Raw genomic sequence first — 15,815 nt, forward strand, 5'->3', positions numbered from 1 at the left:
GGGGAGACCTCATGACCGACCAGTACCCGAACTACCCGCCTCCGGGCGGGCCACCGCCGCAGCAGCCGTACTACGGCGGCGTGCCGAACTACGGTCCGCCGCCGGACAACAACCTGGTGTGGGCCATTCTCTGCACGGTGTTGTGTTGCTTGCCGCTGGGTATCGTGGCGATCGTGAAGTCGAGCCAGGTGCAGACGTTGTGGTCGCAGGGCTTCCACGCCGAAGCCCAGAAGGCCGCCGACGACGCGAAGAAGTGGTCCATGTGGGGAGCGATCGCCACCGGCGTTCTCGTCCTGCTGTACATCATCTTCATCGTGGTGATGATCATCATCGGTGCTTCGGCGGCGAGCTACACGCCGTGACGTCGTCCGTCTACACGGGATTCCCGGCGCGCGGGTTCAAGGCGAAGGCCCGCGCGCTGGGACCACCCCTGGCCATCGCCGCCGGTGCGGGCCTCGGCTGCGTCGCCCTGTGGCTGGGCGATCCCACCACCCCTGGCGGACCGCTTCCGGTCTGTCCCACCAAGACCTTGCTGGGCATCGTCTGTCCCGGCTGCGGTGGCATGCGCATGGTCTACAGCGCGCTGCACGGGGACATTCCCGCCGCGCTGCACTACAACGCGGTGTCCTTTGTGGTCGTTCTGCTGCTCGTCTGGAGCACCGTCGCCTGGGCGGTCGGAAGACTTCGGGGCCGCGCGGTGAACAGCTGGCTGCACTGGCGCTGGACGCCGCTCGCGTTCGGTGTCGTGTTCGTCGTCTGGTTCGTCATCCGTAACCTGCCCTTCGCCCCGTTCACCTCGCTCTACGTGTGAGTGCCGGGCCGAGGCCCGGATCGTCGGTGGTACCGAGTACGCTCCCGCGCACCGGTCTGCTCGGTGTGTACCCATGCCGTACATTCACCCCGGGTCGCCGCACTAGGCCCCGTGCGCCAGGGGCGAGGAACCAGCGAGGGGATTTCGATGACCACTCCCTACGGCCAGCAGCCGCCGGGACAGCAGCCGCCGCCCGGATCCGGGCCCCCGCCGGGGGAGGGGCAGCAGTCACCGCAGCCGCAGCAGCCGTTCGGACAGCAGCCGTCGGGAGAACAGCCTTCGCCGTTCGGGCAACAGGCCCAGCAGTCGCAGCAAGGTGGCCAGCCTTCGCCGTTCGGACAACAGCAATCTGGTCAGCCTTCGCCCTTCGGGCAGCAAGCGCCCGCCGAGCAGCCTTCGCCGTTCGGGCAGCAGCAGTCGCAGCCGTTCGGCGCGCAGCCGCAGTCCCCGTTCGGCCAGCAGCCGGGGCAATCTTCGCCGTTCGGGCAGCAGGGCCAGCCCTCGCCGTTCGGTCAGGCCGCCCAGTTCGGCCCGCAGACCGACTACGCCCACTGGGGCCTGCGCGCGGCCGGGTCGCTGATCGACTTCGCGCCGATCTTCGTGCTCCCGCTCATCGGCGCCATCATCGCCACGAACGCGAATTCGCTCATCGGCGGCATCATCTCCGTCGTCGGCTACCTCGCCGGGATCGCCTGGACCGTCTACAACCGGTGGATCAAGATGGGCACCACCGGCCAGTCGCTCGGCAAGAAGATCCTGAAGATCAAACTCGTCCGCGAGAGTGACGGGCAGCCGATCGGCCCGCTGATGGCCTTCGTCCGGGACCTGTGCCACAACCTGGACGGCTGGGTCTGCGGTCTCGGTTACCTCTGGCCGCTGTGGGACGAGAAGAAGCAGACGTTCGCCGACAAGATCCTCAGCACCGTCGTCGTGCCGGGCGAAGCCGCCGCGCCCGCGTCGGCGCCCTTCGGCCAGGCGCCAGGGTTCCCCGAGCCGCCGCAGCCGGCTTCGTCGTCGTTCCCCGCGCCGCCCTCGCCGTTCGGCCAGCAGCCGCCGCCGCCGCAGCAGCAGCAGCCGTTCGGCGCGCCCCAGCAGCCCCAGCCGTTCGGACAGCAGCCGTCCCAGCCGTTCGGTCAGCAGCCGCAGGGAACCGCGGCGCCGTCCTCGGAGTCCCAGCCTGGACCGGCCCTGGGCGAGTCCGAGCCGACGCAGGTCCTTCGCCAGGGGCAGCAGCCTCAGCAGGCGCCGTCCGGGTTCGACGAAGCCGAGCCGACGCAGAAGATCACCCCGGAGCAGCTGAGGCAGCAGTTGCCCGGAGCGGATGGGCCGAACGGGCCCGGAACACCGCAGCAGTAAGGAACGACCGGCGGGATCCACCCGTCGGGAAGCACGACACAAGTGGGGAACCCGATGACGAACCCGTACGGCCAGCAGCCCGGCCCCGGCCAGCAGCCCTATGGTCAGCAGCCTCAGCCCGGATACGGACCCCCGTCCGGCGCCACGCCCGCGCCGTACGGACAGCCTTCCGGCGCGAACCCGATGCCGTACGGCCAGCCGGCGCCGTATGGCCAGCCCGCGCCGTACGGTCAGCCCGCGCCCTATGGCGCTCCGGGCGGCATGCCCGGTGGCGGCGACATCAACTCGATCCCGGACTACAAGGGCTGGGCGATCGGCTGCATCTTCCTCTGCTGGATCATCGCGATCTTCGCGATCATGAAGTCCAACGAGGTCAACACGTACAAGATGCAGGGCAACTACGCCGCCGCCATGGACGCGTCGAAGTCGACGAAGACCATGTGCATGATCGCCTCGATCATCGGCGGGGTCGGCTGCCTGTTCTCCATTCTCTGGATCGTCCTGGTCGCCGCGAGCATCTAGCCCGACCCGTAGCCGAAAGAACAACGAGGACCACTTTCATGACCAACCCCTACGGCCAGCAGCCCTACGGACAGCAGCCTGGCTATGGGCCGCCCTCCGGTGGCATGCCCGCTCCCTACGGGCAGCCCGCCCCGTACGGCCAGCCTTCCCCTTACGGCGCTCCGGGCGGTATGCCGGGCGGCGGTGGCGACATCAACGCCATCAAGGACTACAAGGGCTGGGCGATCGGCTGCATCTTCCTCTGCTGGATCATCGCGATCTTCGCGATCATGAAGTCCAACGAGGTCAACACGTACAAGATGCAGGGCAACTACGCCGCCGCCGCGGACGCGTCACGGTCGACACGGACCATGTGCATGATCGCGTCGATCATCGGCGGCCTCGGCTGCCTCTTCGCCATCGTGATGATCATCATCTCGATCGTCGCGGCCGCGTCCGTGCCGAGCTGCTACGGCCGCTACTGCTGATTCCGGGGCGCACCACCCCGATGTCGGTCCCGGGTGGGACGATGTCGGGGTGGTGAACCTCTATCGCGACACCGGAGTGGTGTTGCGGACGCACAAGCTGGGTGAGGCCGACCGGATCGTCACCCTGCTCACGCGGCGGCACGGCAAGGTCCGTGCGGTCGCGAAGGGCGTGCGTCGGACGTCATCGCGCTTCGGGGCCCGTCTGGAGCCGTTCGGGCACGTCGACGTGCAGTTCTACACCGGCCGCTCCCTCGACGTGATCACCCAGGTCGAGACGGTCGACGCCTTCGCGCTGCCCCTGGTGGCCGATTACCAGCGCTACACCGCCGCGAGCGCCATCGCCGAGACGGCGGACCGGTTGTCCGCCGAAGAGGGCGAGCCGGTGCTCAAGCTCTACATGCTCGTCGTCGGAGCCCTTCGCGCGCTCGCGGGCGGGGAGCGGGACAGTTCCCTCATCCTCGATGCCTTCTTCCTGCGGGCGATGGCGTACGCCGGCTGGGCGCCCGCGATCACCGAATGCGCCCGGTGCGGCCTGCCAGGACCGCACAAGGCGTTCAGCGTGTCGGCGGGCGGCTCGATGTGCCCGGATTGCCGGGTCCCCGGCTGTGTCCACCCCTCCCCGGAGGTGCTGACCCTGCTCGCGGCGCTCCTGCACGGCGAGTGGCCGGTGGCCGAGGCTTCGCAGCCGGTGCCGCGGCGGGACGCGTCCGGCCTGGTCGCGGCCCATCTGCAGTGGCATCTGGAGCGCCAGTTGCGGTCGCTGCCGCTGGTGGAGAGGCGTGCGCGGGAGACCAGCACGCAGGCGCAGTAGGGTCGCAGGCACAGGTTCGCTCGATCAGGAGGCTCGAAGGTGCTGCGCAGGGGACGCGAGAACAAGGCGTCACAATTCGAACTTCGCGCGCCGGAGCCGCATCCGTCCGGTGCCCGGCCGCCGGAGATCCCCCGGGAACTCCTCCCGAAGCATGTGGCGCTGGTGATGGACGGCAACGGCCGCTGGGCCAACCAGCGGGGACTGCCGCGGATCGAAGGCCACAAACGCGGGGAAGCGGTGATGATCGACGTCGCCAGCGGTGCCGTGGAGCTGGGCGTCAAATGGCTGTCGGTGTACGCGTTCTCCACCGAGAACTGGAAGCGGAGCCCGGAGGAGGTCCGCTTCCTGATGGGCTTCAACCGCGACACCATCCGCCGCCAGGTCGACTACCTCGGTTCGATCGGCGTCCGCATCCGCTGGGCGGGCCGCCGCCCCAAGCTGTGGGCGAGCGTCATCAAGGAACTGCAGGTCGCCGAGGAGAAGACCAAGCACAACACGGCGCTCAACATGACCATGTGCGTCAACTACGGCGGCCGCGCCGAGCTGGGTGACGCCATGCGGCGGATCGCCCAGGACGTCGCCGACGGGAAGCTGAACCCGGACAAGGTCACCGAGAAGACCATCGGGAAGTACCTGTACCAGCCCGACATGCCGGACGTGGACCTGTTCCTGCGGCCGTCGGGGGAGCAGCGCACGTCGAACTTCCTGCTCTGGCAGTCGGCCTACGCCGAGATGGTCTACCAGGACACGCTCTTCCCGGACTTCGACCGCACCCACCTGTGGCGGGCCTGCCTCGAGTTCGCGAAACGGGACCGCCGCTTCGGCGGGGCCGTCGACAAAGCCGACAAGGCTTCCGAAGGGACCGCATGACCACCGAAGCAGCGGACACGGCGGCGTTGCTGACGTCGGCACGGGAAGCCCTCGAGCGCTATCTCGAAGTCCACGTCGACGACGACGGCGCGCTGACCTTCTCGCACGCGGACGTCCCGTGCGTCATCCAGGCGACCCGGCTGGCCGAAGGGCTGACCGTGCTGAGCCTGACCTGCGTCGTCGCCTGGGACCTGCCGGACGACCCGGCGATCGCGGCCTCTGCGGCGGAACGCGCCGGACAGGGCCTGTTCGGGACGCTCGGCGTCGTGCGCTCGGAGAAGGGCATCGACATCACGCTGAGGTACGCGTTCCCGGCGGAGGGCATGGATCCCTCGCCGCTCGGAACGCTGCTCATGCTGGTCGTCTCGACGGCGTCGCAGCTGCGTTCGGACCTGCTGGGGACCGCTCCCGGGGAGTGACCGCCGGAACGCAGGGTCACCTGGCATCATCGCGCGCATGGAAACCATTTCCAGGAGCGCCCCGGAGCGAAAGCCCGCCCGGCGGTTCAAGATCACCTCGATCGAGGTGCTCTGCGCGATCCTGCTGATCGCGATCCTCGGGCAGAGCTGGCTCCAGCAGGTGTTCGACGTGCCCGCGCTGCGGACCGGCTCGACGGTGTTCGTCGCGGTCTGCGTGCAGGCGTTGCCGTTCCTGGTGCTCGGGGTGCTGATCAGCGGCGCGATCGCGGCGTTCGTGCCCGCGCGGGTGCTGGAGAAGGTGCTTCCTCGCCGGGCCGGCGCGGCGGTCGGTGTCGCGGGGCTGGCCGGGGTCGCGCTGCCGGGTTGTGAGTGCGCGTCGGTGCCCGTCGCGCGGCGGCTGATCGGACAGGGTGTCGCGCCCGCGGCCGCGCTGACGTTCCTGCTGGCCGCGCCCGCGGTGAACCCGGTGGTGCTGGTGGCCACCGCGGTGGCGTTCCCCGGGAACCCGGAGATGGTGTTCGCCCGGTTCGCCGGTTCGCTCGCCACGGCGATGGTGATGGGCTGGCTGTGGGCGAAGTGGGGGAAGCTCGACTGGATGGCGGAGCGCGCTTTGCGGCGTCTTCCCGAGGTCCAGCACGGTTCGCGCTGGAAGACCTTCGCCGAGACCGCGCGGGCGGACCTGGTCGAGGCGGGCGGGTTCCTCGTGCTCGGCGCGATGATCGCCGCCGCGATGAACGTCCTGGTGCCCGCCAAATGGTTCGGGGTACTGGGGGAGCAGATCGTGCTCGGGGTGCTGGTGATGGCCGTGCTCGCCGTCGTGCTGGCGCTGTGCAGTGAGGCCGACGCCTTCGTCGCCGCGTCGCTGACCGCGATGCCGCTGCTGCCGAAGCTGGTGTTCCTGGTGGTCGGGCCCGCGATCGACGTGAAGCTGTTCGCGCTCCAGACCGGTACCTTCGGCAAGTCGTTCGCGCTGCGGTTCGCGCCCGTGACGTTCGTCGTCGCGCTGTCCTGCGCCGTCGTCTCCGGCGTACTCATCCTCGGAGGTGGCGCGTGAAACGCGAGACCCAGAACATCCTCCTGATCCTGCTCGGCGGGGCGCTGCTCAAGATCACGATCAACGGCGACTACCTGCGCTACGTCAAACCCGCGCAACAGCCGTGGATCATCGCCGGCGGTGCGGTGATGGTCGCGCTGGGCGCGGTCGCGATCGTCCGTGACCTGCTGGCCGCGCGGGCCGCCGCCGTCGTGTCCGGGGACGTCCACGCGCACGACCACAACACCCGGTCGGCCTGGCTGCTGATGGTGCCGGTGCTGGCCGTGTTCCTGGTCGCGCCGCCCGCGCTGGGCGCCGATTCGGTGACGCGCACCGAGGCCAGGGCGCCGCAAAGCGCTTCGGCCAGCAACGCGGCCGCCTTCCCGCCGCTGCCCGCCGGGGACGTGGTCCCGTTGGAGGTCAACGAGTTCGTCAGCCGGGCGGGCTGGGACAAGAGCGGCAGCCTGAACGGGCGGACGGTGCGGCTGTCCGGGTTCGTGGTGCACAACGAGGGCAACACGATGCTGGCCAGGATGGTGATCGGCTGCTGCGCCGCCGACGCCTTCCCGATCACCGTGCGGATGGTGGGCGAGGGCGCGTCGGGATTCGGCGACGACACCTGGCTGGAGGTCACCGGGACGGTCGTGCCGGGGACCGCCGTGCGGGAGAACAGCTACATGCCGGACTTGACGCTCACCTCGGTGCGGCAGGTGCCGGCGCCGAAGGACCCCTACGAGTACTGACCGCGCCCCCTGCGGCGTGCGATGAAGGACGCTTTCATAGCAAAATTTGCTATGAAAGCGTCCTTCATCGCACTACTAGAGGGCGTCAGTGGTTCGAGCAGGTCCCGACGATCTCCACGGTGTGGCTGATGTCGGAGAAGCCGTGCTCCGAGGCGATCTTCTCGGCCCACCGCTCCACGGCCGGTCCCTCGACCTCGACGGTGCTGCCGCAGATCCGGCACACCAGGTGATGGTGGTGGTGAGACGAGCAGCGCCGGTAGATGGCCTCGCCGGTATCGGTGCGCAGGACGTCGATCTCGCCCGCCTCCGAGAGCGACTGCAGCGTCCGGTACACCGTGGTGAGCCCGATCCCGTCGCCGCGTTTGCGCAGCTCGTCGTGCAATTCCTGGGCGGAACGGAAGTCGTCGATCTCCTTGAGCAGCTCGACCACGGCGGCCCGCTGTTTCGTCGACCGGCGTCCCGGCACCGGCGCGGAACTGTTGGCCGTCGTCGGACTCATGCTCACTTCCCCTCTTGAACGTGGGCTACGGCGTCCACCACGATATGCGCAAGGTGATCGTCGACCAGCCGGTACACCACCTCACGGCCGCGTCGCTCACCCTGTACGACACCCGCGGTCTTCAGTACCCGCAGGTGCTGGCTGATCAGCGGCTGCGCGACATCGAGCGTGTCCACCAGTTCGTGGACGCACCGGTCCGCGTTACGCAGCTGCAGCACGATGGCGATGCGCACGGGTGCGGCGAGTGCCCGGAGCAGGTCGCCGGCGTCCGCGAGGACGGCGGGCGAGGCCGACACGGCGGGTTCGGCGGGGGGACGGGCCGACGAATGCGGTCCGGGGTCTTCCGAGAGGCCCGGGGCGGCCGAGTCCGGGGTCACCGTAGCCATCGCCGCCTCCATGTTCATGATTTCCGAAGTCATTGCCAGTAACAGTCCAGTCCATCTTAGTGTTCCCGTCCCGGGTGGTCTGTTCGCCGACCGGGCGACCACTCGGCGGCGGCGTTACTGCTCCATTCGGGTGACTTCGCGGAGAAATGGCCATTCCGCTTCGCATGTCGTCGCCGACGGTGCAAGGTTGTCGCGGAGCGTTTCGTCGCTTCTCGCTGACGACCGCGCTCTGAGAGCCCGAGAGGCAGTGGGGAGACATGACTCGTTTCGTGACGAAGCTGGCCGCCGCGGCGGCGGCCATCGCTTTGGCGTCGGTTCCGGGGCTCGCCTCGGCGCAGACGACGCAGGCCGTCGATGAGAAGACCGGTCCCGTGTCGTTCGCGAACGTGGCGTCGGTGCGCATCGGGAACCCGGGATCACTGATCACCGAGACCCAGCGTTCGCCGTTGACCCCCGGCCAGTCGAAACTCTCCCCGGACCGCACCGTCGTCCCGCGTGACGCCGGTGAGCGGACCACCCTCGGTGACCAATGGGCGATCAACCTTGGCCGTTACGGCGATCAGAGCCCCTTCCCGGCCGGGATCGCCAGCCGCGACCACAACGTGATCGCCGCGCTGCAGCAGACCACGGTCCCGACGGCGGTCGCGGAGAGCAACTACGCCCTCATCGACAACGGGCGCGGCGGCGCGAAGCCCATCGACAACACCGTGCTGGTGCTCGAAGGCGCGAAGAGCTCCGTCGACTGCTCCTCGCCTGGCAAGGCGACGTCGTCGACGAGCGTGGGCAAGATCTGGGTGCGGGACCAGAACGGTGACCTGAAGCCGTCCGGCGCTTCGGGTATCGACGTCAAGGGACTCAAGCTCGGCCCGCCGTCGACCGGCGGGATCGACAAGACGGCCAGCAAGGACAAGACCACCTCCGACCTGACCGTGTCGCGGGTGACCGCCTTCGACCAGCTCATCCGGCAGGACGGCTGGCGCGCCGGTGACGTGACCGCGGTGGCGGGCTGGAAGGTCGACGTCGTCACGCACGTGCGCGACGAGGAGGACAAGGATCTGCGCGAGGCCCGCACGACGATCGTGCTCGGCGGCGTGAGCTGCGGTATCCCGAGGAACTTCGTGGCGAAGCCCGCCGGCGGTACGGGACCCGGCGCCGCGCCCGCGCAGCCCGCGGTGCCGGGCACGGTGCCCGCGGGCGGTATCCCGCCGCAGACCGCGGACTCGACGCGGACCGTGGTCGGGCTCGCGCTGCTGGGCGGCGGCATCGTGATCGGCGCCGCGGCCATGCTGCTGCTCCGCCGTCGCAAGCCCGTGCCGGTGCGGGAGAAGTAGCGGCCCCGTGCGGTCCTGGCTGGCGGTACTGTCCGCCGTCGTCACCGCGCTCGCCATCTCAGCGGGCGTCGTCGTGCTGACCTGGATCCCGCCGGAACCGGTGGTCTCGTTCGCGGAACCCGCGGTCATGCCGGGCGAGGACGGCGCTCCCTTGGCGCTGCCCGCCGACAGTTCGAAACGGGGGCAGCGGCCCGGCACGATCCGCCTGCCCGAAGGCGGATCGGCGAAACTCGTCCGCTCCGAGGTCACCTCCCACGGTGTCCTCCCGATCCCGCGCGGCCTCGGCGGCGCGGCGTGGTGGGGTGCGCGGCTCGGCGCCGAAACGGGTACGTCGCTGATCTCCGGGCACGTCAACTGGGGCGGCGTCAAAGGGCCCTTCGACGAGCTGTGGCGGATGCACGAGGGCCAGGAGGTGGCCGTCAGCGACGCGGCGGGCGGCATCTGGGTCTATCGCGTGCGCGAGGTCGTCACCGTGCACAAGAACGACCTGCCCGCGCGGGCGGCGAAGCTGTTCGCGCAGAGCGGGCCGCACCGGCTGGTGCTGGTCACCTGCGGCGGCGACTACCTCGGGGGAACGGACGGCTACCGGGACAACCGGGTCATCGTCGCGACTCTCGTTTCCGGGCCGCCCGCCTGACTCCCGCATTTCGTCCTCTGAATGCGGTCCATGCGTGCGCAACTACCGCATTCAGAGGACGAAACGCGGGAAGTCGGTGCAACCTCTCTCGGCTCGCGTCGCGTGTCTAGCCACACCGGCCGCTCCGGCGGCTTGACGCGAGCAAGGAGTAATACCCGATGGTGGGACAGTTCGACGACGGTACGGCGAGCGAGGAGCGGCCGAAAAAGCGTTCCGGCCTGGGCTTGATCCTCGCCGGTGGCGCGACCTTCGTGGTGGCGGCCGTGGTCGCGGTGCTGGTTTTCACCGGAAAGAGTGATTCCGTCGTCGCGGCCGCCCAGGACCAGGTGACCACGTCGTCGGTGCAGACACCCCAGGCTCCGGCGGACACGGGACAGGCGCCCGGCACGGTCAGGCTCCCCGGCGGCGGCACGGCGAAACTGATCCGCAAGGAACTGACCGCGGACGGGACCCTCCCCATCCCCGAGGGTCTCGACGAAGCCACCTGGTGGGGCGCGAAACTGGGCGCCGGCCAGGGTGCTTCCGTGCTTTCCGGGCATGTGAACTGGAAGGGGAAGAAGGGCCCGTTCGACGAACTGTGGCGGCTCAAGACCGGCCAGCAGGTCGACCTCGTCGACACCGACGGCGGCAAGTGGGTCTACCAGATCGGCGAGATCGTCACCGTGCACAAGACGAAGCTGGCCGAGCAGGCGGAGAAGCTGTTCGGACCGGACGGGCCGCATCGGCTGGTGCTGGTCACCTGTGGTGGCGAGTACGTCGGCGGGACCGACGGTTACGAGGACAACCGCATCGTCACCGCCTCCTTGGTCAGCAGGCCCTGAGCGGTCCGACCTCGCCGGAGGTCGTGCGGGGACGGGCGGTTAGTCTTGTCCTTCTAGTCCATACCCGTCCCCGCATGCTTCGGAGCGTGGAGTGCCCGCCAACACCATTGAGACCGTCGTCAGCCTGTGCAAGCGTCGAGGCTTCGTTTTCCCGTGTGGAGAGATCTACGGCGGTACCAAGTCGGCGTGGGACTACGGGCCCCTCGGTGTCGAACTGAAGGACAACATCAAGCGCCAGTGGTGGAAGACCGTCGTGCAGAGCCGCGACGACGTCGTCGGCCTCGACTCCTCGGTCATCCTGCCGCGCCAGGTGTGGGTCGCGTCGGGTCACCTCGACGTCTTCACCGACCCGCTGATCGAATGTCTGTCCTGCCACAAGCGTTTCCGCGCCGACCAGCTGGCCGAGGACTTCTCCGCCCGCTCGGGCAAGGAGGTGTCCGAGGACGACCTGTCCGAGGTGCCGTGCCCGAACTGCGGCACCCGCGGGCAGTACACCGCGCCGCGTGACTTCAACATGATGCTCAAGACCTACCTCGGCCCGGTCGAGTCCGAGGAAGGCGTGCACTACCTCCGCCCGGAGACCGCGCAGGGCATCTTCATCAACTTCCTCAACGTGCAGACCGCGGCGCGCAAGAAGCCGCCGTTCGGCATCGGCCAGATCGGCAAATCGTTCCGGAACGAGATCACGCCGGGCAACTTCATCTTCCGCACGCGCGAGTTCGAGCAGATGGAGATGGAGTTCTTCGTCGAGCCGGGCGAGGACGAGACCTGGCACCAGTACTGGATCGACGCGCGCACCGAGTGGTACAAGGATCTCGGCATCAAGGCGGACAACCTCCGCCTTTACGAGCACCCGAAGGAAAAGCTCTCCCACTACTCGAAGCGCACCGTCGACATCGAGTACCGCTTCGCGTTCAACGCGGGCCAGGAATGGGGCGAGCTCGAAGGCATCGCGAACCGCACCGACTTCGATCTCACGACGCACTCGAACCACTCCGGCGTCGACCTGTCGTTCTTCGACCAGGCCACGAAGCAGCGGTTCCGCCCGTTCGTCATCGAGCCCGCGGCCGGTGTCGGCCGGTCGATGATGGCGTTCCTCGTCGACGCGTACCACGAGGAAGAGGTGCCGAACGCCAAGGGCAGCACCGACACCCGCGCGGTGCTCAAGCTGGACTACCGGCTCGCGCCGTTCAAGGTCGCCGTTCTCCCGTTGTCGCGCAACGCCGATCTCACGCCGAAGGCGCGCGACGTCGCGGCGGCGCTGCGCAAGCACTGGAACGCCGACTTCGACGACGCCGGCGCGATCGGCCGCCGCTACCGGCGCCAGGACGAGATCGGGACGCCGTACTGCGTCACCGTCGACTTCGACTCGCTCAACGACCACGCGGTGACCGTGCGGGAGCGCGACACCATGGCGCAGGAGCGGGTCGCGATCGACAAGCTGGAGTCGTACCTGGCGGGTCGGCTGATCGGCGCCTGACGCCCGTTCCTGGCGCGTGAAGGCCCCCTTCCCTCTGCTCAGCCGAGGGAAGGGGGCCTTCACGCGCTATACCCCTGACAACTGTCACCCTCAGGTCGTGACGCGCGGCCCACGCCCAGGCCGCCCGGTCGCGACAGGCTTGAGGCATGCGAGAACAAGACATCACCGCGGGGGCGGCGGTCCGGATTTCCGGTCTGCGTAAGCACTATGGCGACGTCCACGCCGTCGACGGCGTGGAACTGACGATCGCGCCGGGCGAGGTGGTCGCCCTCCTCGGCCCCAACGGCGCGGGCAAATCCACCACGGTCGACATGATCCTGGGCCTGAGCGTGCCCGACAGCGGTTCCGTGACCGTCTTCGGGCGTGAGCCGGGGGACGCGGTCGGCGACGGGATGATCGGCGCGATGCTGCAGGGCGGCGCCCTCGTCGAGGATCTCACGGTCGCCGAGACCGTCGGCACGGTCGCGGCGCTGCACCGCGAGCCGATGCCCGTGCGCGAGGCGTTGCGCCGCGCCGGGATCGATGACCTCGCGAACCGGCGCTCCACCAAGCTTTCCGGTGGGCAGAAGCAGCGCGTGCGGTTCGCCGTCGCGCTCGTGAGCGACCCCGATCTGCTGATCCTCGACGAGCCGACCGCCGCGATGGACGTCGGCACGCGCCGCGAGTTCTGGAAGTCCATGTACGAGTACACGAACTCGGGTCGCACGGTCCTGTTCGCGACCCATTATCTCGAAGAGGCCGAAGAGTTCGCCGACCGTGTCGTGCTGATGCGGTCGGGGCGGATCGTCGCGGACGGTTCGGTCGCGCAGGTCCGTGCGCTGGCCGGCGGGCACACGATCCGCGCGGTGGTGCCCGCGGCGGCTGAGCCGGTGATCGCGGGGCTGCCCGCGGTCACCGGTTTCGAACTCCGCGCCGGTCGCGCGGCGATCTCCAGTACCGATTCCGACACGACGTTGCGGGCGCTCCTGACCCACGTGCCCGGAGCGCACGACATCGAGATCAGCGCCGTCGGTCTCGAAGGCGCGTTCCTGTCCCTGACCACCGGCGAGGAAGCCGTCCGATGAACCCCACCTACCTCAAGACCGAGATCGTCCGTACTTTTCGTTCGACGCGGTTCGTACTTTTCGCCGTCGCCTTCCCGGTGCTGATGTTCCTGTTGCAGGCCAACGTTCTCGCCGGGGGCGAGGTGGACATCGCCGGCGTGATCATGGTCAACATGATGGCCTTCGGGGCCTTCTCCGCCGCCATGGCGAGTGGCGCGAAACTCGCCATCGAGCGGTCCACCGGCTGGCAGCGCCAGCTGCGGCTGACCCCGTTGACCGGAGCCGGTTACCTCGGCGGCAAGGCGCTCTCGGCGATGCTCGTCGCGCTCCCATCGCTGCTCGTCGTCCCGCTGGTCGGCGTCCTCTTCCAAAGCGTCCACCTCGACGCCGCCGGCTGGCTGCGGCTCGTGGCAGGTATCTGGCTCGGCGCGATCCCGCTGGTGCTGCTCGGCCTCCTGCTCGGCCAGTTCGGCACGCCGGAGTCGATGCAGCCGCTGAACATGATCGTCATGATGGGCATGGGGTTCCTCGGCGGCCTGTGGATCCCGATCGACGGGATGCCGTCGTGGATGGCCGACATCGCCCGGGTGACGCCGACGTACTGGCTGATCCAGCTGGTCCGCCCGGTCGTCACCGACCGGCTCACGGTGAGTCTCCCGGCCGCGCTCGGCGTGCTGGCGGCGTGGACCGCGGTCCTCGGGGCGCTCGTGATCAGGCGTTACCGTAAGGACAGTGCGCGGGTCTGAGAAGGGTGAACCGGTGAACGAGTACCCGGGCAGGGTGAAGACGGGTTTGGACGACCGGGAGAACTGGTGGTCGGACATGCCGCCGCGGACCGGACGGGGGCCCCGACCGGCGAAGTGGGCCGTACTGGGCACCGCCTTCGTCCTGCCGACCTTCATTCCCACGGTGGTCGAGCTGACCACCGGCGGGGTCACCGCGGAAACGCTGGTGGTCGTCGGTTTCCTGATCGCCTACGGCGCGTGTTATCTGCTGTTCCCGCTCGTCCTGCGGCCTTCCCGGCGGAAGACGACCTACGTCTTTTCGGTGGTGATGCTGCTCATCGGCCTCATCCTGGTCTTCCTGCACGACAACAACCCGTACATCCTGATCTACGCGACGTCGGTGCTGGCCTTCACGCTGCCGCCGGCGTGGGCGGTGATCCTGGACGGCGGCGCCCTGCTGCTGGTGCTGGCCGTCCACCTGGCCGTCGGGAAGGACGATTTCGGTGACTTGGTGGCGGTCCTCTCGATCACGGCGGCGATGTTCTTCATGGCGAACCTGGTCCGCGCGGTGCGGAAACTGGAGGCGGCCAACCAGGAGATCGCGGCGCTCGCGGTGGCGGGTGAACGCGAGCGCCTGGCGCGGGATCTGCACGATATCCTCGGCCACAGTCTCACCACCATCACGGTCAAGGCCGGGCTCGCCCGCCGGATCCTGGAGAGCGGCAAGGACGACTCCCGCGCGCTGCAGGAGATCCGCGAGGTCGAGGGGCTGACCCGCAGCGCGCTGTCGGACATCCGGGCCACGGTCTCCGAGTATCGCGAGGTGTCGCTGTCGGCCGAGGTCGCCGGGGCGCGGGCGGCGTTGCGGGCGGCCGAGATCGACGCGGATCTGCCGCACGCGGTGGACAACGTCGACCCCGCCCTGCAGCGTACTTTCGGCTACGTGCTGCGGGAAGCGGTCACCAACGTGATCCGGCATTCCGGGGCGAACCGGGTGAAAGTCCGCCTCGGCAAGACCTGGCTGGAAGTCGAGGACGACGGTGAGGGTGGTGACGCCGCGGCGGGGAACGGCCTGCGCGGGCTCACCGAACGGTTGGACGCGGTCGGCGGGACCTTGACCGCCACCACGCCACCTGGGGGAGGATGGCTCGTCCGGGCGGAGGTACCCGAATCCGCCTTGCGGAGCGGCGCGCTCGCGCCACTCTCCGAACCCGCTGGAGGCTGCGCGTGATCCGGGTCCTGCTCGCCGACGACCAGGCGATGGTGCGCGGGGCGTTGGCCACCGTGCTCGGCCTCGAAGCCGACATCGAGGTGGTCGCCCAGGTCGGCTCTGGCGACGAAGTGCTCCAGCGGGCGAAGGAGACCGCTCCGGACGTCGCGCTGCTCGACGTCCAGATGCCGGGCAAGGACGGTCTCGAAGCCGCGGCCGAGCTGCACGGCGCGCTTCCGCTGTGCCGGATCATCATCTGCACCACCTTCGGCAGGCCCGGCTATCTCTCGCGGGGGATGGCCGCGGGGGCCGCGGGGTTCGTGGTCAAGGACGCTCCGCCGGAGCAGCTCGTGGACGCCGTCCGCAGGGTTCACGGTGGCCTCCGCGTGGTCGATCCCGCGCTCGCCGCCGAATCCCTCGCCACCGGCGCGAGCCCGCTCACCGGGCGCGAACACGACGTCCTCAGGGCCGCCAAGTGCGGCAGCACGGTGGCCGACGTCGCCCGTGCGCTGCACCTTTCGGAAGGAACCGTGCGCAACCATCTTTCGGCCGCGATGGGCAAGACCGGGGCGCGGACCCGGGCCGAGGCGGTGCGGCTCGCGGAAGAGCACGGCTGGCTCTGAGATCGACTCCCCGCTCTGCGAGAATCAC

At 69.2% G+C, this 15,815-nt stretch carries 20 protein-coding genes; 18 read left to right on the forward strand and 2 right to left on the reverse strand.

Annotated elements, in window-relative coordinates; translation table 11 throughout:
* The first annotated feature begins 11 nt into the window (after positions 1-11).
* The 10 genes from AC069I_RS26000 to AC069I_RS26045 all read left to right on the forward strand — a co-directional run bounded on the left by AC069I_RS26000 (position 12) and on the right by AC069I_RS26045 (position 7,032).
* The gene (locus AC069I_RS26000; protein ID WP_478227721.1) at positions 12-362 is read left to right on the forward strand and encodes a CD225/dispanin family protein; all 351 of its coding nucleotides are present in this window, start codon (positions 12-14) and stop codon (positions 360-362) included.
* Complete coding sequence (locus AC069I_RS26005) at positions 359-811, forward strand: DUF2752 domain-containing protein (protein WP_478227722.1); 453 nt, start codon at positions 359-361, stop codon at positions 809-811. Before AC069I_RS26000 ends, AC069I_RS26005 begins: the two co-directional genes overlap by 4 nt.
* A 147-nt stretch (positions 812-958) precedes the next feature.
* Positions 959-2,167: an RDD family protein gene (locus tag AC069I_RS26010; protein ID WP_478266568.1), complete on the forward strand. Its 1,209-nt coding sequence runs from the start codon at positions 959-961 to the stop codon at positions 2,165-2,167.
* 54 nt (positions 2,168-2,221) lie between these two features.
* Complete coding sequence (locus AC069I_RS26015; RefSeq protein ID WP_091599740.1) at positions 2,222-2,689, forward strand: CD225/dispanin family protein; 468 nt, start codon at positions 2,222-2,224, stop codon at positions 2,687-2,689.
* Between the two features lie 38 nt (positions 2,690-2,727).
* Positions 2,728-3,156, forward strand: a complete 429-nt coding sequence (locus AC069I_RS26020; protein ID WP_478266569.1) for a CD225/dispanin family protein — start codon at positions 2,728-2,730, stop codon at positions 3,154-3,156.
* A gap of 49 nt (positions 3,157-3,205) precedes the next feature.
* The gene (recO, locus tag AC069I_RS26025; protein WP_125676128.1) at positions 3,206-3,967 is read left to right on the forward strand and encodes a DNA repair protein RecO; all 762 of its coding nucleotides are present in this window, start codon (positions 3,206-3,208) and stop codon (positions 3,965-3,967) included.
* Between the two features lie 39 nt (positions 3,968-4,006).
* Positions 4,007-4,837, forward strand: coding sequence for an isoprenyl transferase (locus AC069I_RS26030; protein WP_340685422.1), 831 nt, complete (start codon positions 4,007-4,009; stop codon positions 4,835-4,837).
* A complete protein-coding gene (locus tag AC069I_RS26035) occupies positions 4,834-5,256 on the forward strand; it encodes a hypothetical protein (RefSeq protein WP_005158775.1) in 423 nt (140 codons plus the stop codon). The genes AC069I_RS26030 and AC069I_RS26035 overlap by 4 nt, the downstream gene beginning before the upstream one ends.
* Positions 5,257-5,293: 37 nt before the next feature.
* Entirely contained in the window at positions 5,294-6,310 is a 1,017-nt protein-coding gene (locus tag AC069I_RS26040) for a permease (RefSeq protein ID WP_478227725.1), read from the forward strand.
* On the forward strand, positions 6,307-7,032 hold the full coding sequence (locus AC069I_RS26045) for a TIGR03943 family putative permease subunit (protein ID WP_340685421.1): 726 nt from the start codon (positions 6,307-6,309) through the stop codon (positions 7,030-7,032). The genes AC069I_RS26040 and AC069I_RS26045 overlap by 4 nt, the downstream gene beginning before the upstream one ends.
* Positions 7,033-7,117: 85 nt before the next feature.
* Here AC069I_RS26045 and AC069I_RS26050 read toward each other — a convergent pair whose 3' ends face one another.
* Together AC069I_RS26050 and AC069I_RS26055 are read right to left on the reverse strand one after the other, a co-directional pair.
* A complete protein-coding gene (locus AC069I_RS26050) occupies positions 7,118-7,531 on the reverse strand; it encodes a Fur family transcriptional regulator (protein ID WP_034316411.1) in 414 nt (137 codons plus the stop codon).
* Between the two features lie 2 nt (positions 7,532-7,533).
* A complete protein-coding gene (locus AC069I_RS26055) occupies positions 7,534-7,917 on the reverse strand; it encodes an ArsR/SmtB family transcription factor (RefSeq protein WP_340685420.1) in 384 nt (127 codons plus the stop codon).
* Between the two features lie 257 nt (positions 7,918-8,174).
* Between AC069I_RS26055 and AC069I_RS26060 the strand changes: the two genes are divergently transcribed.
* From AC069I_RS26060 to AC069I_RS26095, 8 genes are all read left to right on the forward strand, one after another.
* Positions 8,175-9,248: a hypothetical protein gene (locus AC069I_RS26060; RefSeq protein ID WP_478266570.1), complete on the forward strand. Its 1,074-nt coding sequence runs from the start codon at positions 8,175-8,177 to the stop codon at positions 9,246-9,248.
* A 7-nt stretch (positions 9,249-9,255) separates the two neighbouring features.
* The gene (locus AC069I_RS26065) at positions 9,256-9,885 is read left to right on the forward strand and encodes a class F sortase (protein ID WP_478266571.1); all 630 of its coding nucleotides are present in this window, start codon (positions 9,256-9,258) and stop codon (positions 9,883-9,885) included.
* Positions 9,886-10,043: 158 nt separating this feature from the next.
* Positions 10,044-10,706, forward strand: a complete 663-nt coding sequence (locus AC069I_RS26070) for a class F sortase (protein ID WP_478266572.1) — start codon at positions 10,044-10,046, stop codon at positions 10,704-10,706.
* A 91-nt stretch (positions 10,707-10,797) separates the two neighbouring features.
* Entirely contained in the window at positions 10,798-12,186 is a 1,389-nt protein-coding gene (locus AC069I_RS26075) for a glycine--tRNA ligase (protein WP_340685416.1), read from the forward strand.
* Positions 12,187-12,332: 146 nt separating this feature from the next.
* Positions 12,333-13,250, forward strand: coding sequence for an ABC transporter ATP-binding protein (locus AC069I_RS26080; protein WP_478227729.1), 918 nt, complete (start codon positions 12,333-12,335; stop codon positions 13,248-13,250).
* Positions 13,247-13,975, forward strand: a complete 729-nt coding sequence (locus AC069I_RS26085) for an ABC transporter permease (RefSeq protein ID WP_478266573.1) — start codon at positions 13,247-13,249, stop codon at positions 13,973-13,975. The genes AC069I_RS26080 and AC069I_RS26085 overlap by 4 nt, the downstream gene beginning before the upstream one ends.
* A 13-nt stretch (positions 13,976-13,988) precedes the next feature.
* Positions 13,989-15,185: a sensor histidine kinase gene (locus tag AC069I_RS26090; RefSeq protein WP_478266574.1), complete on the forward strand. Its 1,197-nt coding sequence runs from the start codon at positions 13,989-13,991 to the stop codon at positions 15,183-15,185.
* Entirely contained in the window at positions 15,182-15,787 is a 606-nt protein-coding gene (locus AC069I_RS26095; RefSeq protein ID WP_478227732.1) for a response regulator transcription factor, read from the forward strand. Before AC069I_RS26090 ends, AC069I_RS26095 begins: the two co-directional genes overlap by 4 nt.
* The last annotated feature ends 28 nt before the right edge of the window (positions 15,788-15,815 follow it).

The sequence above is a fragment of the Amycolatopsis sp. NPDC043885 genome (assembly GCF_056435685.1).